Below are 22,580 nucleotides of genomic sequence, written 5' to 3' on the forward strand. Positions count from 1 at the left end.
ATTTTCTTTTTCTGTATCAAGTCATTGCGAACATTGGAGATCCCGACGCCGTGGCATCGGGGTTGCGACGGGTTTCGCCCGCTCCGGACCCATCACGGGGAGGGCGGGCCGCTCCGGACCCGGTGGACGGCCCCGAGGCGGGGGATCTCTCAGGGAGGTGGCACGATGCTCAGGACGTGGATCAAGGCGGGGCAGATGGCCGTGCTGGCGCTGGGACTGGCGTCGGCCGGCGGGTGCATGGCGGCGGCGGTGGCGGCCGGCGCCGGCGGCGGCATCTACCTGACGTCGCAGGGCGCGGGAAGCATGGTGAACGCGTCGGCGTCGACCGTGGCGGCGCGCGTGCCCGGCGTGCTGTCGTCGATGGGGATCACCGTCACCAACCACGAGGTGGACGGCGACGAGCACGAGTGGACCGGCACCGGCACCGACAACATGGAAGTGCACGTGCAGGTGAAGGCCGAGAGCAACGGCACCTCGCGCGTGACGGCCAGCGCCCGCAAGAACATGGCGCAGTGGGACAAGGACTACGCCCAGCAGATCGTCACCCGCATCAACGCCGCGATGTAGCCGCGGCGCACCGCACGGACGACGACGCAGCCCCGCCCGTGAGGATGCCCGGGCGGGGCTGCTTGCGTCTGCGTGCGATCTCGAGGGGAGTATGCGAGTGAACTCGCGGCTACAACGGCACGCAGTCCGCCTTCGCGGACTTCTAGTGGACGCAGCGTCCGCGCGCAGTGCTACGAAATCTGGCGGTCCGCCGTCTCCACCGGCAGCGCGCCCGTCGTGAGCGCCTCGACGGGGAGGCAGACGGTGAAGGTGGTGCCGTCGGCGCCGCTCTCGGCGGTGATCTCGCCGCCGTGCTCCTGCACGATGCGCCGGCCGATGGCCAGCCCCAGCCCCGTGCCCTCGTCGCGCGTCTTGGTGGTGAAGAACGGGTCGAAGATGTGCGGCAGCGCGTCGGCCGGGATGGGCGGGCCGTCGTTGGTGAAGCGCACCGTCACGGCCTCGCGCGGGTCGTCCACCTCCACCGCCACGTCCAGGCGGCTCCCCCGCCCGTCGCGCAGCGCGTGCTCGGCGTTGACCACGATGTTGAGGAACACCTGCTGGAGCTGGTGCCGGTCCGCGATCACCCGCGGCAGCGTGTCGGGAATCGACACCGACGTGCGCACCCCCTGCAGCTCCACGTCGCGCTTGCGCAGCCCCAGGGTGGCGCGCACCACCTCGCCCACGTCCACCGGCTCGCGCTCCACCGGGTGCCGCCGCGCGAACCCCAGCAGGTCGGCGGCGATGCGGCGGCAGCGCTCCACCGCGTCCAGGATCTCGCGCAGCTGGCCCGCCGCGCCGTCGTCGTCCGCGCGGCGCAGCAGGATCTGCGCGTGCGCGCTGATCACCGCCAGCGGGTTGTTCAGGTCGTGGGCCACGCCGCTGGTCAGCAGTCCCAGCGTCGACAGCCGGTCGCGGTCGCGGAGGTGCTCCTCCAGCCGCCGCTGCTCCTCCATCACCCGCTTGGTGCGCAGGTGCGCGGCGATGCGCGCGCGCAGCTCGGCGCCGCGGAAGGGCTTGGCCACGTAGTCGCTGGCCCCCGCGTCGAACGCCGCGTACACGCTCTCGGGGTCCGTCTTGGCCGTCACCATCAGGATCGGCAGGCGCAGCGGGTCCCAGCGCTCGCGGGCCAGGTGGCAGATCTCCAGCCCCGACACGCCGGGAAGCATCCAGTCCAGCAGCAGCAGGTCGGGCGGCCCCTCCTCGCCCTCCAGGATGCGCAGCGCCTGCGCGCCGTCCTCGGCGACGGTGACGCGGTAGCCGATCTGCTGCAGGATCTGGCGGAGGATGCGGGCGGCGGCCGGGTCGTCCTCGGCGATCAGGATGTGCTCGCCGCGCGGCTCGTCCAGGCGGACCGAGGGAACGGGGAAGTCGTCGCTCACTGCGCGGGTGCGTTCTGCGTCCGGGGGGACACGTCGCGTGCGGTGCGTCGGTTCGGGATGGGGGGTGGACGAGGCAAGGTAAGCCCGCGCGCCGCCGCCGGGAAGGACCGCTCCCCGCTCGGGGGCTCGGAGGCGGGTTCGTCACCGCGCGGGCGGCGGCGCCGTTACGTCCGGATCACCCCCAGCAGGAGCAGGGCGACGAAGATCGCCAGCACCGCCGCCATCATCGCCAGTGCCCGCACCCTGCGGCGGCCGCGATGGGCGCCGTAGCGCTCCTCGTCCAGCCAGTAGCGCCCCGGCGCGGCCTCGCCCACGCAGCCGGCGGAGACCAGGCGGACCAGGGCGCGCCGGTCCAGCGGCCGGAGATCGAGCAGCGGCCGCGCGGACGCAGGGGTGACGGCGCCTGCCCGCCGCAGCGCGCGGACAACGTTGTGCTCGGCGTGGAGGATGGCGGGAACGGCCATGGCGGGGGCTCTCGGATCAAATGGTTGCGCAGAGCCACCAGCTGATGTTCGTGCAGAAGCAGAACCAGGCGAAAGCGGTGTGAGAACAGTTCAAGTCCCGTCTGCCCCTTTCTGCGCCGCCTTCGCGCCCGCGACCTGCAACCTCAGGAGCTCGTCCTGGTATCTCTGGAATTTGAAGTACCACAACGCAAAGCCGAGCAACGTGAAGCCGCAGCCGCAGAGATTGGCGACTTCCGCCAGGTGGAGAACCCTGCCGAACTCGCGGTACAGTTGTTCGACACGCTCGGACTTGCGACGAACCTCGGCGGCTTGACGGACGAGAGCCTCGAATCGTTCGCGCAACGCTGAATCTGCATTGATACGCCTGGTGATCTCTGGCGGCGCCAGGACCGCATGGCGTGTCCTATCGAGCACGACCCCTCCGCCAATGGCCAGCGAGGCCCGCTGAACCTCGAACGCGAGGTTCGCCTCATCATCGTCCAATTGCCATTGCGCAGTGCGAAAATCGTGAGTTGCGGCAACACCAAAGCCAAACGAGGCCGCAACGATCGCCAGCCCGGCGATCGCCATGAACTTGTAGAGATTGTCAGTCGGAGGCGTGAGGGGAACCGGAGACGTCATGGCACATCGCGCAAACTCTGGGGCAGCAGCGGCGCCGCATCCTCCAGCCGCGCGCGCAGCTCCTCCGCTGTGAACGAGAGGAGATCGATCATCCGCCGCTCGTCGACGGGCCGGCGATCGACGGTGAACAGGCGGAAGGCGCGGGCCGTGTAGTACAGCTCGTCGGAGAGCTGCGGCAGGCCGATCAGCCCCGCGCGCCCCTCGTCCGTGAGCCGGTGGACGGTGCCGTCGCGGCGCATCAGCAGCAGGTCCAGCCCCAGCATCCGCGGCTTCTCGGGATAGTCGACGAACGCGCCGCCGTCCTCCAGCTCCAGCTCGCGGGCCAGGCGCAGCTCCAGATCGTAGCGCAGCCGCGGCTCGGTGTAGAGCCACTCCTCGGCGGGAAGGCCGCGCAGCGCCTCGCCCGGCAGCTCCAGCGCGCGCTTGGGGAGCCGCCGCTCGCGCAGCGCCGGGAGCCACCGCCGCGCGATCCGCCGCGCGTGCGGGCCGGCGCCGGCGCACGCGCGCAGCTCCAGCGTCACCAGCAGCCGCTCGTCGGTCTGGCCCACCAGCTCGTCCTGCGTCAGCAGCCCGCCGTCCACCGCCTCCTGCACCAGCCGCTTGTACACCGCCGTGGCCGCGCGCACCGCGTGGTGCCAGTAGACGTTGCGGAACATCTGGTACTTGGAGAAGAGCATGGACTCCAGCGCCGACAGCCCCTTCTCGTGGATCCCGATCTCCCGCCGCCCGGTCCGCGGGTCGTCGAGCAGCGCCAGCGCGTGCAGCAGCCGGTCCACGTCCACGTCGCCGTAGGGAACGCCACAGAAGCGCGCGTCGCGGCGCAGGTACTCGATCTTGTCCAGGTCCAGGCTCCCCGACACCAGCCCCTGCAGCGGCGACGCAGACGCGCCGCGCACCAGCGCCTCGATCCGCGCCGCCGCCCCCGGGGCCACCTCCTCCAGCGCGGCGGCGGTGCGCGGCGCGGCCAGGAAGCGCGCCGTGTGCGATTCGTGGTCGCCCGGCACCCACTCGCCGTCGAGCTCCTCGAGCGCGTGGCTGAACGGGTAGTGCCCCACGTCGTGCAGCAGCGCGGCGTAGGGAACGAGCGCGCACTCCGTCTGGTCGACGCCCTCCAGCTCGCCCCGCTCGCCCAGGAGGCCGAGCGCGCGGCGGGCGAGGTGGTACACGCCCAGCGCGTGGTCGAAGCGCGTGTGTGTGGCGCCCGGGTACACGAGGTAGGCCAGGCCGAGCTGCCGGATGTGCCGCAGCCGCTGGAACTCGGGCGTGTCGATCAGCGCGACCGCCGTGGGGTCCAGACGGATGGTGTTCCAGAGCGGGTCGCGGACGACCTCGAACTCGTGGGCGGGATGGGCGGCGTGTGGCATTGTGGCCCGGAAGGTGGCGCCGCGCCGCGGGCCGGGCAAGAAGGTGGACAGGGTGCGTGAGAAAGAGGCCACCGTGCGCACGGTTTGCGCCGTTGCGCACTTCCGCCCCGATGCGTTGATCGTCTACTGCGCAAGCAGCGCGCGGGTGGCTCCGGCGGCGGACGGGTCAGCCGCCGGCGTGCGGGACGAGCTCGGCATCGGCTTCGGGAAGAAGGGTTACGCCGTCGGCTGACTTCCAGCGCTCGAACAGCGCCCGCGCCGTCCCGTTGTGCACGGCGGCGTCGACGGCGGCGTGCTGCGCGCGGTCGGCGACCACGCGGCAGAGGGGGAACCGCCCGCGCTGCGGCCGCGCGGGGGGGAGCGGCCCCGCCGCCGCGGCGGCCACCAGCTCGGCCGTCATCTCCACCCACAGCCGGTCCATCCTCAGGCGCAGGTCGTTGCGCGACTCGCCGCCGCGGACGGGAACGAGGCGGCGCTCGAGGATGCCCCCGGTGTCGATCCCCGCGTCGACGCGGAACGTGGTGGCGCCCAGGGGAACGCCGCGCAGCAGCGAGTTGGCAAGCAGGTCGTTCCCCCGGATCCACGGGAGCAGCCCCGGGTGCACGTTCACCACGCCTTCGCGCGGGATCTCCAGCACCTCCGGCGCCAGCAGGCCGCATCCCGCCAGCACCACCACGTCGGGCGCCAGCCGGCGCAGGTCGCGCCTCATCCACGCGCCGTTCAGCCACCCCGTGATCACCACCCTGGTGCCGCCGCCCGCCTCGCGCGCCGTGCGGCGGTGGAGGAGGTGCTGCCTGGCCGCGCGGGGGAGCGCCAGGAGGAGCTCCCGCAGCCGCTGCGGCCACGGGAGCGGCTGCCGGCGCTTCGCCGTGCGCTCGCGCGAGAGCAGCAGCGTCAGCTCCGGGAGCGGCCTGCGCGCGCGCAACTCGTTCATGACTTCGGCGAGGAAGCTCCCGCCGCGCGACAGGACGACGACGCGGCGGGCCTTCCGCGCCTGCGGGTTGGAATGAGGGAGCAACGGATGCGTGGGTACGGTCGTGACGAAGGGCGCGGGCGACCCCGGCGCCGCCCACGGCTCGGGCCGGTCAAATCTACCGCGGCGGATGGAGCCGGGACACCGCGGCGAGCCGCCGGTCGGCCCATCCGCACGGGACGGCGAAGCGCCGGATCGCATCGCGTTCGCTCACGCCGCCGCCCGGTCCCCCGGCGCGTTGAGGGCGCGGACGGGGAGGAGCATGGTGTTCATCCCCTCGAACTGCAGGCGGCGCTGGATCTGCTCGGCGGTGTTGTTGTGCAGCACGCGGAAGAACCATCCCTCGCGCTGGAAGATCAGCTTGCCCAGGAAGAAGATCGCGCGCGGGAACTCGCGGTGGATCTCCCCGCACAGCCGCTCCGCGCCGGCCACCGCCTCGGTCCCCATCTCCATCCGGTAGTCCGCCGCCAGTCCCAGGCCGCGCGCCAGCCGCACGTACTCGCGCAGCGCGGCCTCGGTGCGCCCGCGGACGCGCTCCACCTCCTCCACCCCCTTCATCGCCGCGGAGTCGATGACACCGACGGAGACGAACAGGAAGTTGCGGAACACGCCGGGGAAGAGCCGCTGCACCGTCAGCAGCGCGTGGATTCCCAGCCCGCCGTAGCCGCCCACCAGCAGCACCGCCGTCTGCTGTTTCGGGTCCAGCGGCGGGGGCGGGCCATCGTGCGACGCGGGGATGTCGCGCATCACCTCGTCCAGGCGGCGGAAGGAGGCGCGCACGCGGTCGTAGTGGCGGCGGACGAGCATGCATCCCGCGACCACGGCGCCGGTCACCACCAGCGTCACCCATCCCCCCAGCTCCAGCTTCTCGTAGACCACGCCGGCCAGGATCCCCGCGCACATCGCCAGCGCCACGCCGTGGATCGCCAGGCCGCGTCTCCGTCCCACATCCCGATTCCGCAGCCAGTAGCGCACCATTCCCAGCTGGGAGAGGGAGAAGGTGACGAACACGTTGATGGAGTACATGGTCACCAGCGTGGTGATGTCGCCCCTGGTGTAGACCAGCGTCGCCAGCGCGGCGCCGCCCATCAGCAGCACGCCGTCCTGCGCGGTCAGCCGGTCCGACAGCGCGGCGAAGCGGTGCGGCATCCAGCTGTCGATGGCCATGTTCCCCATCACCCGCGGCCCGTCCAGGAACCCCGCCTGTGCGGCGACGAAGAGCAGCGCCGCCTCCGTCGCCAGCGTCAGCACCACGAAGGCGCCGCCCGCGTCGAATCCACCGATCCTCCATCCCCCCGCGAAGCGCTCCAGCAGCACCGCGTTCAGCGTCTTCCCCGGCACCGGGGCGACGTGGAAGAGCAGGTAGAGGAGCAGGATGCCGCCCGCCGTCACGGCCAGGGAGACGGCCATCAGCGTCATCGTGCGCGTGGCCGTCTTCACCTTGGGCTCGCGCATGATCTGCAGCCCGTTGGAGACCGCCTCGATCCCCGTGTACGTGCCCGCACCCATGGCGTACGCGCGGAAGAAGACGGCGAAGAGGCCGAAGAATCCCAGCGTCGCCAGCCCCTGGCCGAAGCCGCCGGAGACCTCGGCCGCGACGCGCGGGAGCTGGACGGCGTGCGTGGCCAGTCCCCCGGCGATCAGGACGGCGTGGCAGACGAGGAAGGCGATGAAGATCGGCGCCAGCACCGTCACCGACTCCTTCACGCCGCGCAGGTTGAGCACGACGAGCAGGACGATGACGAACGCGGTGGCGGCCAGCTTGTACGCGTGCATCCAGGGCGGCAGCACGCTGAACACCTGGTCCGCGCCGCCGGCGATGGAGACGGAGATGGTGAGCACGTAGTCCACCAGCAGCGCCGCGCCCGACACCACGCCCCAGCGCGGGCCGAGGAGCTCCGTCGCGACCACGTATCCGCCGCCGCCGAACGGGAAGCGGCGGATGATCTGCGAGTAGGCCACGGAGATGACGAGCACCGTCACCGCCGACGCGGCGGCGAGCGCCACGGCCAGGTAGCCGTGCCCGCCCAGCGCGCGGAACGCCTCGTCCGGCCCGTACGCGGACGACGACAGCCCGTCCGCGCCGAGGCCGACCCACGCGAGCAGGGCGACGAGGGAGATGGTGTGGTACGTCCTGGGGTCCATCACGTCGCGCGGCCGTCCGAGGACCGCGCGCCTGATCTTCGTGTTCATCTGCGGATGCGCGTGAGGCCCGCCTCGTCACGGGGACGCGGCGGGCAGCAAAAAAAGCCCGGCGCCGCGGGTGCGGCGACGGGTGCGTGAACGGGAGTTCTGGAGCGTCCCGCGGCGCACGGAAACGCGCGGCGGGACGGCGGAGGCTCGTCCATCACCCTTCCTGTGCAGCCTGCGAGGTTAGCTGTCGGGTTCGGAGCGGGAAGTCTCCGTCCGGCATCCGCCGGATTCACCCCGGAGCGGCCGCGGCCGCTCGATGGGTCCCCCGCCGCGCGGCTCCTGGGACCGCGCGCTCGGCTGTGATGTGTCAGGCGTCCGCTGGTGTCGCGGACGGCATCAACGATATCGCGTCCGCCGCGCGCGTCAAGCGGCGGCCGCCCCTCATCCCCCCGACCCCCTTCTCCCAACTGCAGGTGAAGGGGGAGACCTACGAGGAGATGGGGATCACCAGGTCAGCACGATCTTGCCGAAGGTGGCGTTGGATTCCATCCGCTCGTGCGCCTTGCGGATGTCGGCGAAGGAGTAGACGGAGTCCACCACCGGCTTGATGCGCCCCGACGAGAGCAGCGGTAGCACCGACGACGAGAACTCGCGCGCCAGGGCGATCTTCTCCTCCAGCGGGCGGCTGCGCAGCACCGTGCCGAAAAGGTGCACGCGCCGGCGCAGCAGCAGGCCAAGGTCGATCTCCGCCTTACCGCCGCCCGTCGTGCCGACGACGATCACGCGGCCCTGGAGGGCGAGGACGCGGAGGCTGGCCTCCAGCAGCGGGCCGCCGACCAGGTCGAGCACCGCGTGCACGCCGCTGCCGTAGGTGGCCTGGTTCACCGCCTCGGCCAGGTCCTCGCGCGTGGTGTCGATCCCCACCTCCAGCCCCAGCGCCGCGGCGCGCTTCAGCTTGTCGGCCGTACGCGATGTGCCGATCGTCATCGCGCCGGCGGCCAGGGCCAGCTGCAGCGCGGCGGTGCCCACGCCGCTGCCCACCGCGTGGATCAGCAGCCGCTCGCCCATCTTCAGGTCGAGCTGGCGGAAGAGCGCGTCGTAGCCGGTGAGGAAGGCCTCGGGGACGGCCGCCGCCTCTTCCCACGACAGCTGGTGGGGGATGCGGATGGCCTGCCGCTCGTGCACCACCACGTGCTCGGCGTGCGCGCCTCCGCCCACGATCCCCATCACGCGATTGCCCACGGCCCACAGCCCCGAGCCCTCGCCCACGGCGTCGACCTCGCCGGCGTACTCCAGGCCGGGGATGTCGGCGGGAGCGCCGGGGGGCGCGGGATAGCTGCCTCGGCGCTGCAGCAGGTCGGCGCGGTTGAGCGCCGAGGCGTGCACGCGCACGCGGATCTCCCCCGGGCCGGGCTCCGGCGCCGGCCGCTCTTCGGGCGCGAGCACTTCGGGCCCGCCGGGGCGGGTGATGACGATGGCTTTCATGGGCGTGTCCCGGATTCCGATTCCGAACCGTCTTCAGCCGCGGCGACTTCGCGAGAAGCGCACCACGAGGGGCTCGCGGTCTCGCCTGTCATCTCCACAAACTGCGGTCGGTGATGGTGCGATGAACAGCGGGGGCGCTTCGCGCGGGCCCTCATCCCCCCGACCCCCTTCTCCCAAACTGCGGGAGAAGGGGGAGATCTCAGCGCGGGGGCGGCATCTGCTCGATGTGCGAAGATACGTGCGTCGGCGGTGTGTTGCTGTTGCAGTTTACCTCTCCTGCTGTCGGGAGAGGTCGGAGAATCGGCCGTGACATGCAGTACCGTCACGGCCGATTCTCCGGGTGAGGGTGGATCGCCGCGGCATGCGCGGATGGCCGCCAGCGGGAAAGTCCGGCAAGTTTGTTGCGCGTCCGCACACGGGCGAACGCAATCCGCAGCTCACGTGGACGCACCATGGCCGCACCATCGAAGGCGAAGGCGAAGCCATCTCCCCCCAACGTGCGCGAGGCGGACGCGGGGCCGGAGCTCATCCCCGCGCGCGGCAAGGCGTGCGAGGTGAAGGTCGGCGGCAGGACCGTGCGCCTCACCAATCTCCACAAGCCGTTCTGGCCCGAGCTGGGGATCACCAAGGGCGACCTGCTGCGCTACTACCTGTCCGTCAGCGAGTGGCTCATCCCCCACCTGCGCGGCCGCGCGATGGTGATGAAGCGCTATCCCAACGGCTGGAAGGACCCGTTCTTCTTCATGAAGCGCACGCCGGAGGGCGCGCCGGCCTGGCTGAAGACCTGCTCCATCGAGCACAAGTCCAAGAGCATCATCGACTTTCCCATCGTCAACGACGTGGCGTCGCTGCTGTGGGTGGTGAACCTGGGGTGCATCGACCTGAACCAGTGGTACGCCACCTGTGAGGACTACAACCGCCCCGACTACGTGCACTTCGACCTGGACCCCGTCCCCGGCGCCGACTTCGCGAAGGTGCGGCAGGTGGCGCTGCACGTGCGCGACGCGCTGTCGAAGCTGGGGATGAAGAGCTACCCGAAGACCACGGGCTCCAAGGGGATCCACGTCTACGTGCCGATCGTCCGCGGGCCGCTGCAGAAGCAGGTGTGGGGCTTCGCCAAGCGCTTCGCCCAGGCGATGGAGCAGCTGTATCCGGACATTGTCACCGCCGAGTACCGCGTGGCCAAGCGGCCGGCGGGGCGCGTCCTCGTCGACTACAACCAGAATGCGTGGGGGCGCACGCTGGCCTCCGTCTACTCCGTGCGCGCCAAGCCCGGCGCCACCGTCTCCACCCCCGTGACGTGGGAGGAGATCGAGGACGGGGTGGAGATCGAGGACTTCACGCTGACGAACGTCCCCGCGCGCGTCCGTGAGCGTGGTGACCTGTATCGCCCGCTGCTGCTGAACCGCGGCCGCTTCGACCTGTCGAAGCTGATCTGACGCGGATCGAGGGAGATGAAGAGGGTGCCGCGCACGATGTCATCCTGAGGACGCCGCGCGCGGAAGCTGCGTCGACGCAAGTGCTTGCGGCGTCCGAAGGATCCAGCCGACCCCCGGATGGACCGGCCTTTAAGGGAGATCTCCAGGCGGGGGCGAGTAGATCCTTCGGGAGCGCCAACCCTATGCGTCGACGCAAGCTCGGTGCGGCGCTCCCTCAGGATGACACTGATTCAATTACCCAGGAGTGGAGACTGGATGGAGCTGCCGATCGCGCTGGGCTACGCGCCGATGGAGGCGGACGCGGGCGCCGAGATCCCCACCGGCGACGGATGGATGTACGAGCCGAAGTGGGACGGCTTCCGCTGCCTGGCCTTCCGCGACGGCGACGAGGTCGATCTCCGCTCCAAGTCCGGCAAGCCGCTCGCGCGCTACTTTCCCGACGTGGTCGAGGCCATGCGCTCGCTGCGCGCCCGCCGCTTCGTGCTCGACGGCGAGATCGTCGTTCCCGTGGGCGACTCGCTGTCGTTCGAGGAGCTGCAGCTGCGCCTCCATCCCGCCGCCAGCCGCGTGCAGAAGCTGGCGGCGGCCCACCCGGCCGTGTTCGTCGCGTTCGACCTGCTGCTGGGGCCGCGCGGCGGGCCACTGACCGACCGGCCGCTGGAGGAGCGGCGGCGGAAGCTGGAGGAGCTCGCGGAGCAGTTCTTCGAGCCGGGCGGCCCCGTACGCCTGTCGAAGTCCACAACCGACGTCCGCACCGCGCGGGGGTGGCTCACCGGCAGCATCCGCGGGCTCGACGGGGTGATGGCCAAGCGCGCGGACGAGCCGTACGCCACCGGCGAGCGCACGGCGATGGTGAAGATCAAGAACCTGCGCTCGGCGGACTGCGTGGTCGGCGGCTTCCGCTACGCGCAGAAGAAGCCGATCGTGGGTTCGCTCCTGCTCGGCCTGTACACGGCGGACGGGCTGCTGCACCACGTCGGCTTCTGCAGCGCCATCCCCGTGGAGGAGCGCGCGGAGCTGACGCCGAAGCTGGAGAAGCTGCGGCAGCCGCCCGGCTTCACCGGCAATGCGCCGGGCGGACCCAGCCGCTGGAGCACCGAGCGCAGCACGCAGTGGGAGCCGCTCGCGCCGAAGCTGGTCGCCGAGGTGCAGTACGACCACTTCAGCGGCGGCCGCTTCCGCCACGGCACGCGCTTCCTGCGCTGGCGCCCCGACAAGGACCCGCGCCAGTGCAGCATGGAGCAGGTCATCCGCGAGAGCCGCTCGACGGCGGCTCTGCTGTAATCGGCCGACGCGTCGGCGCGAAAGTCTGACTGTGGCTCGGACGCCGGCCACAGATTCCTCAGGCGCCGCAAGGATTTGTGCGTACGCGGTTTGAGCGCGCGGCGCCTTCGGAATGACAGACTCGGCTTTGGTGCTTTCAGGAATGACAGTCTTGGTCTTGATGCTATCTTGATCGACAAACCAGCCGTTCGTCGCGGTGTACCAGCGTCGAACCGGCTGTTCATCTCAACAGGCAATCCGATGGTCGACTCTCCAGCCGTCGCAGTTCCATCACCGGTGACCGACAGCCCCGTGCGCGACCGGCAGGACGCCGCGGGCGCGGCGTGGGCGGAGGTCGCGGGGCGGCGCGTGGCGCGGCACTACGGCGACTCCGCGGGCGAGTACCGCGCGGTGCGCGAGGCTGCCGGCTTGGCCGAGCGCGGCGACCGCGCGCGCTTCCGGCTGTGGGGGAAGGACCCCGTGAAGATGATCCACGGCCTCGTCACCAACGACCTGCTGAAGGCCGCACCCGGCCAGGGCGTCTACGCCGCGATGCTGACGCCGAAGGGCCGCACCATCGCCGAGCTGCGGATCTTCCGGCGCGATCTCCCGGCTGGCGTCGAGGTGCTGGTGGAGATGCCGGTCGAGGCGCGCGAGGGCGTCCGCGAGCACTTTCGCAGGATGATCCCGCCGATGTTCGCGAAGTGGGCGGACGTGACGGACGATCTCGCCGAACTGGGCGTCTACGGCCCGCACGCACGGGAGATCGTGGCGCAGGTGCTGGGAATCGAACCTCCGTCGGCGGAAGACGCGCACGCGGAGGCGGAGTTCGGCGGCGCGCCCGTCACCGTCGCGGCGACGCGGTACGTGGGGCTGGAGGACGGATACGATCTCTTTGTCGCCGCGGAGGCGGCCGGCGCGCTGTGGGATGCGCTCGCGGCGGCGGGCGCGCGGCCGGTGGGCTTCGGCGCCATCGAGACGCTGCGCATCGAGGCCGGGCGCCCGCGCTTCGGCGCCGACCTGACCGAGGACGTGATCCCCACCGAGGCGTTCGAGGAGTCGGGGCTGATGGAGCGCGCCATCTCCTTCTCCAAGGGGTGCTACACGGGGCAGGAGGTGATCGTCCGCATCGCCCACCGCGGCCACGTGAACAAGCACCTGCGCGGCCTCCTGCTGGGCGACGCGCCCGCCCCATCGCCCGGAACGCGGCTGGTGAGCGTGGACACGGGGAAGGACGTCGGCTGGCTGACCAGCGTCGCGCACTCGCCGATGCTGGGGCAGGCGGTGGCGCTCGGCTACGTGCGCCGCGAGGTGGAGCCCGGCGCCGCCGTCCGCCTCGGCACCGCAGACGGCGCCCCCGCGACGGTGGTCAGGCTGCCGTTCGAGAGGACTGGGTGATGGAAACGCGGAGCGACGTGGCGCTGAAGGAGTGGGCCGCCATCGAGGACGCGCTCGCGTCGGGCCGCGTGTCCGTGCTCATCCGCAAAGGCGGCATCTACGAGAAGCGCGGCGGGTTCGAGGTGGAGCACCGCGGCTTCTGGATCTTCCCGACGGGGTGGCACCAGAACGAGCACGAGCTGGCGCCCACCTTCCGCGGCCACCTGGGCGAGACGCCGCGCTTCGCGCCCGACACCATCCCCCTGCGCGTGTGGTGCGCGGTGGAGGAGGCATGGCGCGTGGAGGACCTCGGCACGCTCCAGCGCCTCGGCGACCTGCAGCCGTTCACCGCCGACACGCTGAAGTCGCGCTTCGAGTACCGCGGCAAGCCGTACCTGCACGTGATCCTGATCCGCGCGCACGTGCTCCCCGAGCCGCGCCCCATCGCCAACACCGCCGCGTACGAGGGCTGCGTCTCGTGGGTCAAGCTCGACGAGCCGGTTTCCGCAGCAGGATCGCATCCCGCCATATCGGATGATGACTTCGCCGCCGTCCGCCGCGTGGTCTTGGCGCGGCTGGGCGCCGCCGCGGCTTCGACCATCCCGCACAGCGAGGGTGGATGACGATAGAGGAACTGCGACGAGCGCTTGAGAAAGCTTGGAATAGCGATCGGTCGCACGTCGAGCGTTTGACCTTCGCGGCAGCCGTGCTCCAGACTGCGCTCCGCCAAGCGGGGATGGAAGCGACGCTGGTTGGCGGTGGCGCGGTCGAGTTCTACATCCCGGACGCTTACACCACGACCGACATCGACCTCGTCGTTGAACGGAAGACACGAGACGCGATTCACGACGTCTTCACGGCGCTCGGACTCACGCGACAAGGCCGCCATTGGATGCGTGGCGATCTTTTCGTCGAGGTGCCCGGAAACCACATGGCAGAGCCGACAGAGACGTTCGACGTGGGACCAATGACTCTGCGGGTCGTGCAGAGGGAGTATGTCCTCGCGGACCGGATTGTCGGCTATCGCCACTGGAAGTACTGGGCGTACGGAGTGGAGGCAATCGAGATGATTCGTGGGTTCGGGGGCCGGATCGACGATGCCGCGCTCCGTGACTATCTGCGGAAGGAAGGCTCCGAGCACGCATATGACCTCCTTCTAGATCTCATGGATTCGGATGAGCCGCTGACGGAGCAAACGCTTGAGGCCAAGTGGCACGCTCACTATCGTTGAGCAACCACGATGGAGCGGATGATGGACATCGACGACATCGACTTTTCCGAGCTTCGCGAGATGTGGGCGCGGCACAGGGCTGCGCTCGTGGATCTCCGTAAGCGCATCAATCCCACGGGGATGACCCGGCCGGCGCGCGACCCGGACGAGCGCGCGTTCCTGGCGGAGCGGGGCGCGCTGGGACCGTTCGTCGAGGTCGATCATCCGAGCTGGCGCGAGTGGCGAGCCGGCCGGAGCACGAAGAAGGGACCCTGAGCGAAGCCCTCTCCGCAGCCGGAGAGGGCTTCCGAGTCTGGAGACGGCGATGACGCTCTCCCCCGCAGCCTACCGCACGCTGGCCGACGCCGTGGTGGTGATCCACTTCGGCTTCGTGCTGTTCGTGGTGCTGGGCGGCGCGGTGGTGCTGCGGTGGCGGCGCGCGGCGTGGGTGCATCTCCCCTGCGCCGTCTGGGGCGCGCTGATCGAGTTCGGCGGGTGGATCTGCCCGCTCACGCCGCTGGAGCACCATCTCCGCGACCTGGGGCACGAGCCGGGATACACGGGCGGCTTCGTGGAGCACTACATCACCCGCGTGATGTACCCCGCCGGCCTCACGCGCGGGATGCAGATCGGCATCGGCATCTTCGTCATCGCCATCAACCTGCTCTTCTACTGGCTGGCGTTCGGCAGGAAGCGCCGCCGCGCCGCGCCGGCATCCGCCTGATCCCGCCGATGGCGCAGCGATCGCAGCCGCCAATGGCTCTCGCGGCCGATCCATCCGCCGCCTAGGTTGCCGCGCTCCATCGTCCACCCGAGCGGCAGATCATCCCCATGCCCCACGCAGTGACCGTCCGCCCCGCCACGCCGGCGGACGGCGACACCTGGCTGACGCTGGTCGACGCGCTGGCCGACTACGAGAAGCTGGCCCGCCCCACGCCCGAGGCGCGCGGACGGCTGCTGAACGACGCGTTCGGCCCCGAGCCGCATCGCATCCAGGTGTACATGGCCGAGGTGGACGGCGGCGCGGTGGCGTACGCCATCACCTGCGAGACGTACTCGTCGTTCCTGGCGCTCCCGACGCTCTATCTCGAGGACCTGTTCGTGCTCCCGGACGCGCGGCGGCACGGCGTCGGCCGCGCGATGTTCCGCTACCTGGCGGGCGAGGCGGTGCGGCGTGGCTGCGGGCGGATGGAGTGGGTGGTGCTGGACTGGAACCAGCTGGCCATCGACTTCTACGACAAGCTGGGCGCGCGGCGGATGTCGGAGTGGTACACGTATCGGCTGACTGACGAGCAGCTGCGGGAGATCGCTTCGGGAGATGCGTGACGGTGGCGCGAACCGGGCGCTGACGCGGGGGTAATCAGCCGGGTCAGGGAGATGGTGATGACGAACCACAGCAGAGATTGACGATGCCCGCGACGACCTTCGACCGCATGCCCGACGACGCCCGGCTCTGGGTGTTCGCCGCCCCGCGCCCGCTGAACGACGACGAGGCGGCGGCGCTGCTCGGGCGCGTGGACGCGTTCCTGGAGCGCTGGGCCGCCCACGGCGCGCCGGTGCTGGGCGCGCGCGACTTCCGCGACGGACGCTTCCTGCTGGTGGCCGCGGACGAGCGCGCCACGGGCGTGTCCGGCTGCAGCATCGACTCGCTGCAGCACGCGCTGGCCGACGCGGAGGGCGCCATCGGCGCGGACCTGCGCCGCGGCGCCTCCCTCGTCTTCTGGCGCGACACCGCGGGCGAGGTGCGGTCCGCCGAGCGCCCCGAGTTCCGGCGCCTGGCCCAGGCCGGCGAGGTGGGCGAGGACACCGTCGTCTTCGACAACACCGTCGGCACGGTGAGCGACGTCCGCGGCGGGCGCTGGGAGACGCGCTTCCGCGATGCCTGGCACGCGCGCGCGTTCCCCGTCGGCGCGCCGGCCTGATCTCCATCGCCCCGACGAAGCCGCGGCCCCGCCAATCAGCATCGGCGGGGCCGCGGTTTTCTTTTGGGCTCACGCAGAGGAGCAGAGGCAGCAGAGGAACTGCGGTTTGTTCTCTGCTGCCTCTGCTCCTCTGCGTGAGATTTCTGTTTCAGGATCTCGCGCGCCGCGCCGCCATCGTCACGACGTACAGGATCGCGGCGGCGGCGAGGACGGCCGCCACCACCAGCCACTCGCGCGCGGTGACGGAGGTCAGGATGTAGGCGATGGCCGCGAGCGCCAGGAACGGCACCACGCCCGCCGCCGGCACGCGGAAGGGGATGCCGCCCGCGCGCACGTCCCGCCGCCGCAGCTCCCATGCGGCCACGCAGCACCCCGCGTACAGCAGCAGCGTCGACAGGTTCGCCAGGATCGCCAGCTTCGCGAAGCCGCTGGTGACGGCCAGCGCCAGCACGATCGCCGCCTGCACGGCGATGGCCACGTGCGGCGTCTGCCAGCGCGCGTGCACGGCCGCCAGCGGGCGCGGCAGGAAGCCGTCGCGCGCCAGGGCGAACAGCGCGCGCGGCACCGCCAGCGTCATCCCCCCCACGTAGCCGAACATGGAGACCGCGGCGCCGACCAGGATCACCGTGCGCCCCCACGGCCCCAGCGCCACGGCGGCCGCGTCCGCCAGCGGCGTCTCCGACGTCGCCAGCGCGTCGCCCAGGAGGCCCTGCGCGACGAAGTGGAGGCCGAGATAGAGCAGCGTCACCGCCACCATCGCCAGCGCGATGGCGCGCGGGATGGTGCGGGCCACGTCGCGCACCTCGCCGCTCGGCACCAGCGCCGTCTCGATCCCCGCGAACGCGAAGATCAGCAGCACCGACGTGCGCGCCACCTGCCCCACGTCCACCGCCGTCGCCGCCGCCGGAGCGCGCCCCGCCTTCGCCGCGAACGCGCCGGCGGCGAGGAGCAGGAGGAGCGGCAGGAGCTTGGCGACGGTGAAGGCCACGTTCATCCCCGTCCCCTGCCGCACGCCGCGCACGTTCACCACCGCCCCGATCGCCAGCGCGGCGGCCAGCACCGCCGCGCGTCCGCCCTTTCCGGCCAGCGCCGGCACCAGCGCGCCGACCGTGTCGGCGAACACCGTCGCCACGGCCGAGAAGGCGAAGGTACCCACCACCCAGAGCAGCACGCCGGTGAGGAAGCCCGCGAACGGCCCGAACGCGACCTCCACGTAGGCGTACGGCCCGCCGGTCAGCGCCACGCGGCTCCCCGCCTCGGCGAAGCAGAGCACGATCAGCCCCATCGCCACCGCGCAGACGAGGTAAGCGACGGGCGCGAGCGAGCCGAGCTGCGCCGCCACGAACGACGGCAGCCGGAAGATCCCTCCACCCACCGTGATGTTGACGATGCTGGCGGCCAGCCCCAGCACGCCCACCGCGCGCAGGAGGCGGTTCTCGGCCACGGGTGTCTCAATCGAGGTCATCGGAGCCGCCGGATCGGGCAGGAAAGAAGATCAAGGAGATCGCACAGGATCGGCCCGCTGCGTCATCTCCGCAAGAAGGGCGCGAAAGGCGAGCGCCCCGGACGGGATCATCCCGCCCGGGGCACATCTTCATCTCCCTACCTCTCAGCCGGCCGCGCGCACCGCCGCGTCGTCTACGCCGACATCGGTAGTCCGCGCAGGCGGACTTCGCGTGGTTGTTGCCGCGGATTCATCGGCCCCGGCTCCCACCCGGGACGCCCCTCACTCCGCGCTCGGCGGGCGCACCTTGCGGACGCGGTAGCGCGGCTTGATGCGCATGTTCAGGTAGCGGCCCAGCGAATCGGCCTGGCGCAGCCGCCGCGCCTCGGTCTCGGGCACGTCCAGGTAGTCGTACACGCCGCCGTTGCGGAACTCCACCTCCAGCGTGTGGCTCTCGCCGTCGTAGCCCACGCTCCGCACGCTGCTCGAATCCACCCGCTGCCGTTCCATCATCTCCCTCCCGCGCGCCGTGTCGCCTTGCATTTCGTCCCGTCTACGGCGTACACTAATCGTGCCACCAAGTAAACATGGTTAATGGCGATGGGGAAGGGGATGGAGCGGCGCGGGCTTGCGCGGGGAGCGGGCGAGGCGGAATCGTTCGGGATCGATCCCACAGGCCTCGAAGACGCGCGATTCCAGACGCTCCGATGACCCGCATCACCTTCCCCCGGCTTCCTGCGGCCGCGCTGGCGCTGGCGCTCCTGGCCGGCTGCCGCGACACCCCCGCCGCCGAGCGCGCCGGCCCGCAGCCCGCCGACCAGGCCGCCGGGCGCGGGCTCCCGCCGGCCGACCCCGCGTTCCGGCGCCAGGCGCTGGCGCAGCTCGACTCGTCGCGGCGGACGGCCATCGTGGCCGCGGCGGAGCGGGTGGCGCCGGCGGTGGTCAGCGTGAACGTGGTGGCCACCGAGCGCGTGGTGCCGCGCTCCATGTTCGAGGAGATGCTGATCCCGCCCGGGGCCTCGCGGCAGGTGGCGGGGCTCGGCTCGGGGTTCGTCCTCCGCGCCGACGGGCTGGTAGTGACCAACGAGCACGTGGTCCACAACGCCAGCGCGGTGGTGGTGACGTTGGCCGACGGGCGCGAGTTCGACGCGGAGGTGGCGGGGACGGACGAGGTGAACGACCTGGCGGTGCTGAAGCTCAGGCTGCCGCGGGGGACGCAGCTCCCCGTGGCGCCGCTGGGCGACTCCGACGGGCTGATGATCGGCGAGTGGGCGGTGGCCATCGGCAACCCGTTCGGCTTCCTCCTCTCCAACAGCGAGCCGAGCGTGACCGCCGGGGTGATCAGCGCCGTCGGCCGCAACATGATCCCGCAGGGCGACGGCACGCGCGGCTACTACCTGGACATGATCCAGACCGACGCCTCCATCAACCCCGGCAACTCCGGCGGCCCGCTGGTGAACGCGCTGGGCGAGGTCATCGGGGTGAACTCGTCGATCCTGTCCAGCTCGGGCGGCAGCGAGGGGCTGGGGTTCGCCATCCCCATCAACCGCGCGCGGCGGATCGCGCTGGAGCTGGCCACGACCGGGCGCATCCGCCGCGCCTGGGTGGGCGTGGAAGTGGAAGCCGCGCCGGCACCGGAGGGGACGCGGCGCACGGGCGTGGTGCGGATCTCTCGCGTGGTCCCCGGCTCGCCCGCGGACCGCGCCGGGCTGCGCGACGGGATGGCGGTGCGCACCGTGGGCCGCAAGCGCGTGCACACGCCGCTGGACTGGGACGCCGCGCTGCTGAACGCCGCCTACGGCCAGCCGCTCGACATCCGCGTGGCCGACGCGTCCGGCGAGCGCGCGGTCCGCGTGGTGCCGGGCGACATCCCGTCGATGGCGGCCGAGCGCATCCAGGCGCTGCGCGACTTCCAGCTCGTCACCCTCACCCCCGCCATCCGCGCCGAGCGGGGGCTGGCCGGCGAGCGCGGCGCGCTGATCGTGGGCCTGAGCGACCAGGCGCGGAACCTGGGCCTGCGCGAGGGCGACCTGATCCTGCAGATCAACCGCACGCGCGTCGGCAACGCCGAAGAGGCCGCGCAGGCGCTGCAGGCCGCCGCCGGCGGGTGGGTGGTGATGTACGTCGAGCGCATGGGCCGCATCGGGGCCGTGCAGTTCAGCATCGGCTGATGGACCCGTATCGCTGGACGGGAGATGCGGAGTCGGTGCTCGCGGCCACCCCCCGCGCGCTGGCGGCGATGCGCGCCGCGCTGGCCATCCATCGCGACGCGCGGCTGAAGGATGCCGGGCTCAGCAGGGAGATCACGGACGGCTTCGCGGAGATGGTGATGAACGGCGAGCCGGCGTATCGCGACACGGCGGCGCTGCTGGGGGATGGGGATGCGATCGCCTCCCCTGACTTCGCCGAGAGGCTGTTCGACGCGATGCGGTGGCTGATCGACGCCAGCCTCCATCCCCTGATCCTGGATTTGCTGGCGCAGCGGCGGATCGCGCGCGGCAAGCGGCCGGAGCTGGAGCGGATGCGGACGATGCACTTCAGCTACGCGGTCGAGGAGCTGACCGTCACCGCGCCCGCCCTCCGCGCGCTGATGGAGCCGCCGCCGTGGGGCTGGCGCCTGAGCGACTGGCGCGTCGCCCAAGTGGATCCCGATGGGTCGGGAGCGGGCGATCCCGTCGACGTGCTGATCTGGACCCTGCGCGAGAAGGCGACGCTGCCGATCTCCCGCGCCGAGCTGCTGGAGATCCTTCGCGCCGTGCTCGACATCACCACCGGCCTTGCCGTCGCGCGCACGATCGAGGAATCGCGGCACACACCGGCGTCATCCTGAGGCCGGCCACACCGTCCTCGCGTGGTGGATGATGGCGGCAGGCCGAAGGATCTATCGCCGCGGCAGCACGACAGCCCGCATGACGCACCATATCGGCCGGCAATCCGGTCCGCGCCGTTGACAAAAACTTGGAGACGAAGGGAGATCAGATGGCGAAGACGTCGATGATGCTGGAGCTGGGCACGCCCGCGCCGCCGTTCGCGCTGCCGGACACCGACGGGCGGACGGTGTCGCTGGACGACGCGCGCGGGGCGCCGGCGCTGCTGGTGATGTTCATCTGCAACCACTGCCCGTACGTGAAGCACGTGCGCCGCGAGCTGGCGGCGCTGGCGCGCGACTACGCGCCGCGCGGCGTGGCCCTCGTCGGCATCATGTCCAACGACGTGGCGCAGCATCCCGACGACGGCCCGGCGCAGATGCGGCGCGAGAAGGAGGCGGCGGGGTGGGACTTCCCCTACCTCTACGACGAGTCGCAGGCGGTGGCGAAGGCGTACATGGCCGCCTGCACGCCGGACTTCTTCCTCTTCGGCCCCGATCTCCGGCTGGTCTACCGCGGGCGGCTGGACGACAGCCGGCCGAACAGCGGCATCCCCGTCACCGGCCGCGAGCTGCGCGCGGCGCTCGACGCGGTGCTCGACGGCCGCCCCGTCTCCGACGAGCAGATGGCGAGCATCGGCTGCGGGATCAAGTGGAAGCCGGGGAACGAGCCGGGGTGGTTCCTCTGATGGATTCGCCCAGCGTGCTGCCGGACCTGGAGCCGCTGCGCGCGTGGGACGGCGCGGCCGAGGCCTACGCCGCCGCCGTCCGCGCCGGCGCGGACCCGGTCCGCCGCGTCACCGAGCGCGCCATCGTCGACCTCGTGCGCCAGGTGCCCACGGGCCCCGTGCTCGACGCCGGCTGCGGCGAGGGATGGCTGGCGCGCGAGTTGGCGTCGCACGGGCACGAGGTGGTGGCGCTCGACGGCTCGGCGCGGATGATCGAGCTGGCCGAGGCCGCCGGCGGCGACATCGAGTACGGCGAGATCCCCTTCTCCGTGGCCGCGCAGGAGCCGCGGCGGCTGCTGGGCGCGTTCGGCACCATCGTCTTCAACTTCTCCCTCCTCGACCAGCGCATCACGCCCATCCTGAGCGCGGCGGGCGCGGTGCTCTTCCCCTACGGCCGCATCCTGATCCAGGCCGCGCACCCCGCCGCCATGCTCGGCGACGTTCCCGAGTACCGCGACGGGTGGCGGCATATCGAGGAGGTTGCGCCCGGGGTCACGCTGATGCGCGCGGTGCCGTGGTACTTCCGCACCTTCACCACCTGGGTGCTGGAGCTGCGCCGCGCCGGCCTCCTCCTGGTAGAAACCTACGAGCCGCTCGACCCCGCCACCGGCCGTCCCGTCTCCCTCATGCTCCACGTCACCATCCCCGAGCGCCGCCCGAAGCCAAGCGCGGGTTGAGCCCGGCATCTCGCGACGAAAGCCGAGAGACGTCATCCTGAGGCCGGCCAGACCGACCTTGCGGCCTGCCCTAAAGCATGCAGGCCGAAGGATCTATAGCCGCGGCAGGCACACAGCCTGGGAGCCGCACGGAATGGCTTTATCTCTTCCTGAGCCTGAGAGACGCCGATGTCATCCGACGACCGGTTCTACGTCTACGTGATGTCGAACGTCAGCCGCACGCTGTACATCGGCGTGACGAACGACCTCGTCCGCCGCGTGTGGCAGCACAAGCAGAAGGAGATTCCCGGCTTCACGGCCAGGTACAACGTGACGAAGCTCGTCTACTTCGAGGAAGCCGCGCACCCTCAGGTTGCGATCGCGCGCGAAAAGGAGCTGAAGGGATGGCGCCGCTCGCGGAAGATCGAGCTCATCTCGGAAGCGAATCCCACGTGGCGTGATCTTTCGGACGACGAGGGCTTCTTCAATCCGATTCGGTGAACACGTACGTCTGATATCAGGTCCGGGTGAAGTATTGGGCGTCCAACCGCATTTCGTGCTGACGCGATTATAGATCGGTAGTGACTCCCTTTGACATGGACGAATCGAACAGATAGCTTCTCGCGCCTGGGTTTCGCTGGCTTCCCCAAGCCTGGAGAGGGAGATGGCGCGCCAACGCACGAAGCAGAGTGAGCCGTGCCCGCACTGTG

The 22,580-nt window shown here is 71.1% G+C and carries 24 protein-coding genes and 1 riboswitch; of the genes, 15 read left to right on the forward strand and 9 right to left on the reverse strand.

Annotated features, from left to right (window positions below):
* Positions 1–165: 165 nt before the first annotated feature.
* The gene (locus VF092_14155) at positions 166–567 is read left to right on the forward strand and encodes a hypothetical protein (GenBank protein ID HEX6748436.1); all 402 of its coding nucleotides are present in this window, start codon (positions 166–168) and stop codon (positions 565–567) included.
* 170 nt (positions 568–737) lie between these two features.
* Here VF092_14155 and VF092_14160 read toward each other — a convergent pair whose 3' ends face one another.
* The 7 genes from VF092_14160 to VF092_14190 form a co-directional block, all read right to left on the reverse strand.
* Positions 738–1,925 (reverse strand): response regulator, encoded by a 1,188-nt coding sequence (locus tag VF092_14160; GenBank protein HEX6748437.1) that lies wholly within the window; start codon positions 1,923–1,925, stop codon positions 738–740.
* A 164-nt stretch (positions 1,926–2,089) separates the two neighbouring features.
* Positions 2,090–2,389: a hypothetical protein gene (locus tag VF092_14165; GenBank protein HEX6748438.1), complete on the reverse strand. Its 300-nt coding sequence runs from the start codon at positions 2,387–2,389 to the stop codon at positions 2,090–2,092.
* Between the two features lie 90 nt (positions 2,390–2,479).
* Entirely contained in the window at positions 2,480–3,010 is a 531-nt protein-coding gene (locus tag VF092_14170; GenBank protein HEX6748439.1) for a hypothetical protein, read from the reverse strand.
* A complete protein-coding gene (locus VF092_14175) occupies positions 3,007–4,374 on the reverse strand; it encodes an HD domain-containing protein (protein HEX6748440.1) in 1,368 nt (455 codons plus the stop codon). The genes VF092_14170 and VF092_14175 overlap by 4 nt, the downstream gene beginning before the upstream one ends.
* Positions 4,375–4,540: 166 nt before the next feature.
* Positions 4,541–5,392 carry a formyltransferase family protein gene (locus VF092_14180; protein ID HEX6748441.1) on the reverse strand — a complete coding sequence of 284 codons (852 nt, stop codon included), beginning with the start codon at positions 5,390–5,392 and terminating at the stop codon, positions 4,541–4,543.
* Between the two features lie 165 nt (positions 5,393–5,557).
* Positions 5,558–7,540 (reverse strand): APC family permease, encoded by a 1,983-nt coding sequence (locus tag VF092_14185; GenBank protein HEX6748442.1) that lies wholly within the window; start codon positions 7,538–7,540, stop codon positions 5,558–5,560.
* Positions 7,541–7,694: 154 nt separating this feature from the next.
* Positions 7,695–7,849, reverse strand: a riboswitch (cyclic di-AMP (ydaO/yuaA leader).
* 135 nt (positions 7,850–7,984) lie between these two features.
* Positions 7,985–8,965: an NAD(P)H-quinone oxidoreductase gene (locus VF092_14190; GenBank protein ID HEX6748443.1), complete on the reverse strand. Its 981-nt coding sequence runs from the start codon at positions 8,963–8,965 to the stop codon at positions 7,985–7,987.
* A gap of 452 nt (positions 8,966–9,417) precedes the next feature.
* Here VF092_14190 and ligD point away from each other — a divergent pair, with 452 nt between their 5' ends.
* The 9 genes from ligD to VF092_14235 all read left to right on the forward strand — a co-directional run bounded on the left by ligD (position 9,418) and on the right by VF092_14235 (position 16,176).
* Positions 9,418–10,404 (forward strand): non-homologous end-joining DNA ligase, encoded by a 987-nt coding sequence (gene ligD, locus VF092_14195; protein HEX6748444.1) that lies wholly within the window; start codon positions 9,418–9,420, stop codon positions 10,402–10,404.
* 255 nt (positions 10,405–10,659) lie between these two features.
* A complete protein-coding gene (locus VF092_14200; GenBank protein HEX6748445.1) occupies positions 10,660–11,688 on the forward strand; it encodes an ATP-dependent DNA ligase in 1,029 nt (342 codons plus the stop codon).
* A gap of 240 nt (positions 11,689–11,928) precedes the next feature.
* A complete protein-coding gene (locus tag VF092_14205) occupies positions 11,929–13,065 on the forward strand; it encodes a glycine cleavage T C-terminal barrel domain-containing protein (protein HEX6748446.1) in 1,137 nt (378 codons plus the stop codon).
* Entirely contained in the window at positions 13,065–13,667 is a 603-nt protein-coding gene (locus VF092_14210) for a DUF1802 family protein (protein ID HEX6748447.1), read from the forward strand. The genes VF092_14205 and VF092_14210 overlap by 1 nt, the downstream gene beginning before the upstream one ends.
* Positions 13,664–14,275: a hypothetical protein gene (locus VF092_14215; GenBank protein HEX6748448.1), complete on the forward strand. Its 612-nt coding sequence runs from the start codon at positions 13,664–13,666 to the stop codon at positions 14,273–14,275. Before VF092_14210 ends, VF092_14215 begins: the two co-directional genes overlap by 4 nt.
* Before the next feature lie 21 nt (positions 14,276–14,296).
* Positions 14,297–14,530, forward strand: a complete 234-nt coding sequence (locus VF092_14220) for a hypothetical protein (GenBank protein ID HEX6748449.1) — start codon at positions 14,297–14,299, stop codon at positions 14,528–14,530.
* A 49-nt stretch (positions 14,531–14,579) separates the two neighbouring features.
* Complete coding sequence (locus VF092_14225) at positions 14,580–14,978, forward strand: DUF2784 domain-containing protein (GenBank protein HEX6748450.1); 399 nt, start codon at positions 14,580–14,582, stop codon at positions 14,976–14,978.
* 107 nt (positions 14,979–15,085) lie between these two features.
* Positions 15,086–15,580, forward strand: a complete 495-nt coding sequence (locus VF092_14230) for a GNAT family N-acetyltransferase (protein ID HEX6748451.1) — start codon at positions 15,086–15,088, stop codon at positions 15,578–15,580.
* A gap of 83 nt (positions 15,581–15,663) precedes the next feature.
* A complete protein-coding gene (locus tag VF092_14235) occupies positions 15,664–16,176 on the forward strand; it encodes a hypothetical protein (GenBank protein HEX6748452.1) in 513 nt (170 codons plus the stop codon).
* Positions 16,177–16,324: 148 nt separating this feature from the next.
* Here the strand turns inward: VF092_14235 and VF092_14240 are convergent, their stop codons facing one another.
* Together VF092_14240 and VF092_14245 are read right to left on the reverse strand one after the other, a co-directional pair.
* Positions 16,325–17,641 (reverse strand): APC family permease, encoded by a 1,317-nt coding sequence (locus VF092_14240; protein HEX6748453.1) that lies wholly within the window; start codon positions 17,639–17,641, stop codon positions 16,325–16,327.
* A 261-nt stretch (positions 17,642–17,902) separates the two neighbouring features.
* On the reverse strand, positions 17,903–18,130 hold the full coding sequence (locus VF092_14245; GenBank protein ID HEX6748454.1) for a KTSC domain-containing protein: 228 nt from the start codon (positions 18,128–18,130) through the stop codon (positions 17,903–17,905).
* Positions 18,131–18,327: 197 nt separating this feature from the next.
* Between VF092_14245 and VF092_14250 the strand changes: the two genes are divergently transcribed.
* The 5 genes from VF092_14250 to VF092_14270 all read left to right on the forward strand — a co-directional run bounded on the left by VF092_14250 (position 18,328) and on the right by VF092_14270 (position 22,371).
* On the forward strand, positions 18,328–19,791 hold the full coding sequence (locus VF092_14250) for a trypsin-like peptidase domain-containing protein (GenBank protein ID HEX6748455.1): 1,464 nt from the start codon (positions 18,328–18,330) through the stop codon (positions 19,789–19,791).
* Positions 19,791–20,450 carry a hypothetical protein gene (locus VF092_14255; protein ID HEX6748456.1) on the forward strand — a complete coding sequence of 220 codons (660 nt, stop codon included), beginning with the start codon at positions 19,791–19,793 and terminating at the stop codon, positions 20,448–20,450. Before VF092_14250 ends, VF092_14255 begins: the two co-directional genes overlap by 1 nt.
* 149 nt (positions 20,451–20,599) lie before the next feature.
* Positions 20,600–21,175, forward strand: coding sequence for a thioredoxin family protein (locus VF092_14260; protein HEX6748457.1), 576 nt, complete (start codon positions 20,600–20,602; stop codon positions 21,173–21,175).
* Positions 21,175–21,891: a class I SAM-dependent methyltransferase gene (locus tag VF092_14265; GenBank protein ID HEX6748458.1), complete on the forward strand. Its 717-nt coding sequence runs from the start codon at positions 21,175–21,177 to the stop codon at positions 21,889–21,891. Before VF092_14260 ends, VF092_14265 begins: the two co-directional genes overlap by 1 nt.
* Before the next feature lie 168 nt (positions 21,892–22,059).
* Positions 22,060–22,371: a GIY-YIG nuclease family protein gene (locus VF092_14270; GenBank protein ID HEX6748459.1), complete on the forward strand. Its 312-nt coding sequence runs from the start codon at positions 22,060–22,062 to the stop codon at positions 22,369–22,371.
* Positions 22,372–22,580 lie beyond the last annotated feature (209 nt).

Source organism: Longimicrobium sp. (assembly GCA_036377595.1).
Classification (GTDB): domain Bacteria; phylum Gemmatimonadota; class Gemmatimonadetes; order Longimicrobiales; family Longimicrobiaceae; genus Longimicrobium.

Coding starts and splice junctions, on each gene's coding strand:
- VF092_14155 (HEX6748436.1), top strand. CDS start 166: ATGCTCAGGACGTGGATCAAGGCGGGGCAGATGGCCGTGCTGGCGCTG.
- VF092_14165 (HEX6748438.1), bottom strand. CDS start 2,389: ATGGCCGTTCCCGCCATCCTCCACGCCGAGCACAACGTTGTCCGCGCG.
- VF092_14170 (HEX6748439.1), bottom strand. CDS start 3,010: ATGACGTCTCCGGTTCCCCTCACGCCTCCGACTGACAATCTCTACAAG.
- VF092_14175 (HEX6748440.1), bottom strand. CDS start 4,374: ATGCCACACGCCGCCCATCCCGCCCACGAGTTCGAGGTCGTCCGCGAC.
- VF092_14185 (HEX6748442.1), bottom strand. CDS start 7,540: ATGAACACGAAGATCAGGCGCGCGGTCCTCGGACGGCCGCGCGACGTG.
- VF092_14190 (HEX6748443.1), bottom strand. CDS start 8,965: ATGAAAGCCATCGTCATCACCCGCCCCGGCGGGCCCGAAGTGCTCGCG.
- ligD (HEX6748444.1), top strand. CDS start 9,418: ATGGCCGCACCATCGAAGGCGAAGGCGAAGCCATCTCCCCCCAACGTG.
- VF092_14200 (HEX6748445.1), top strand. CDS start 10,660: ATGGAGCTGCCGATCGCGCTGGGCTACGCGCCGATGGAGGCGGACGCG.
- VF092_14205 (HEX6748446.1), top strand. CDS start 11,929: ATGGTCGACTCTCCAGCCGTCGCAGTTCCATCACCGGTGACCGACAGC.
- VF092_14210 (HEX6748447.1), top strand. CDS start 13,065: ATGGAAACGCGGAGCGACGTGGCGCTGAAGGAGTGGGCCGCCATCGAG.
- VF092_14215 (HEX6748448.1), top strand. CDS start 13,664: ATGACGATAGAGGAACTGCGACGAGCGCTTGAGAAAGCTTGGAATAGC.
- VF092_14220 (HEX6748449.1), top strand. CDS start 14,297: ATGGACATCGACGACATCGACTTTTCCGAGCTTCGCGAGATGTGGGCG.
- VF092_14225 (HEX6748450.1), top strand. CDS start 14,580: ATGACGCTCTCCCCCGCAGCCTACCGCACGCTGGCCGACGCCGTGGTG.
- VF092_14230 (HEX6748451.1), top strand. CDS start 15,086: ATGCCCCACGCAGTGACCGTCCGCCCCGCCACGCCGGCGGACGGCGAC.
- VF092_14235 (HEX6748452.1), top strand. CDS start 15,664: ATGCCCGCGACGACCTTCGACCGCATGCCCGACGACGCCCGGCTCTGG.
- VF092_14240 (HEX6748453.1), bottom strand. CDS start 17,641: ATGACCTCGATTGAGACACCCGTGGCCGAGAACCGCCTCCTGCGCGCG.
- VF092_14245 (HEX6748454.1), bottom strand. CDS start 18,130: ATGGAACGGCAGCGGGTGGATTCGAGCAGCGTGCGGAGCGTGGGCTAC.
- VF092_14250 (HEX6748455.1), top strand. CDS start 18,328: ATGACCCGCATCACCTTCCCCCGGCTTCCTGCGGCCGCGCTGGCGCTG.
- VF092_14255 (HEX6748456.1), top strand. CDS start 19,791: ATGGACCCGTATCGCTGGACGGGAGATGCGGAGTCGGTGCTCGCGGCC.
- VF092_14260 (HEX6748457.1), top strand. CDS start 20,600: ATGGCGAAGACGTCGATGATGCTGGAGCTGGGCACGCCCGCGCCGCCG.
- VF092_14265 (HEX6748458.1), top strand. CDS start 21,175: ATGGATTCGCCCAGCGTGCTGCCGGACCTGGAGCCGCTGCGCGCGTGG.
- VF092_14270 (HEX6748459.1), top strand. CDS start 22,060: ATGTCATCCGACGACCGGTTCTACGTCTACGTGATGTCGAACGTCAGC.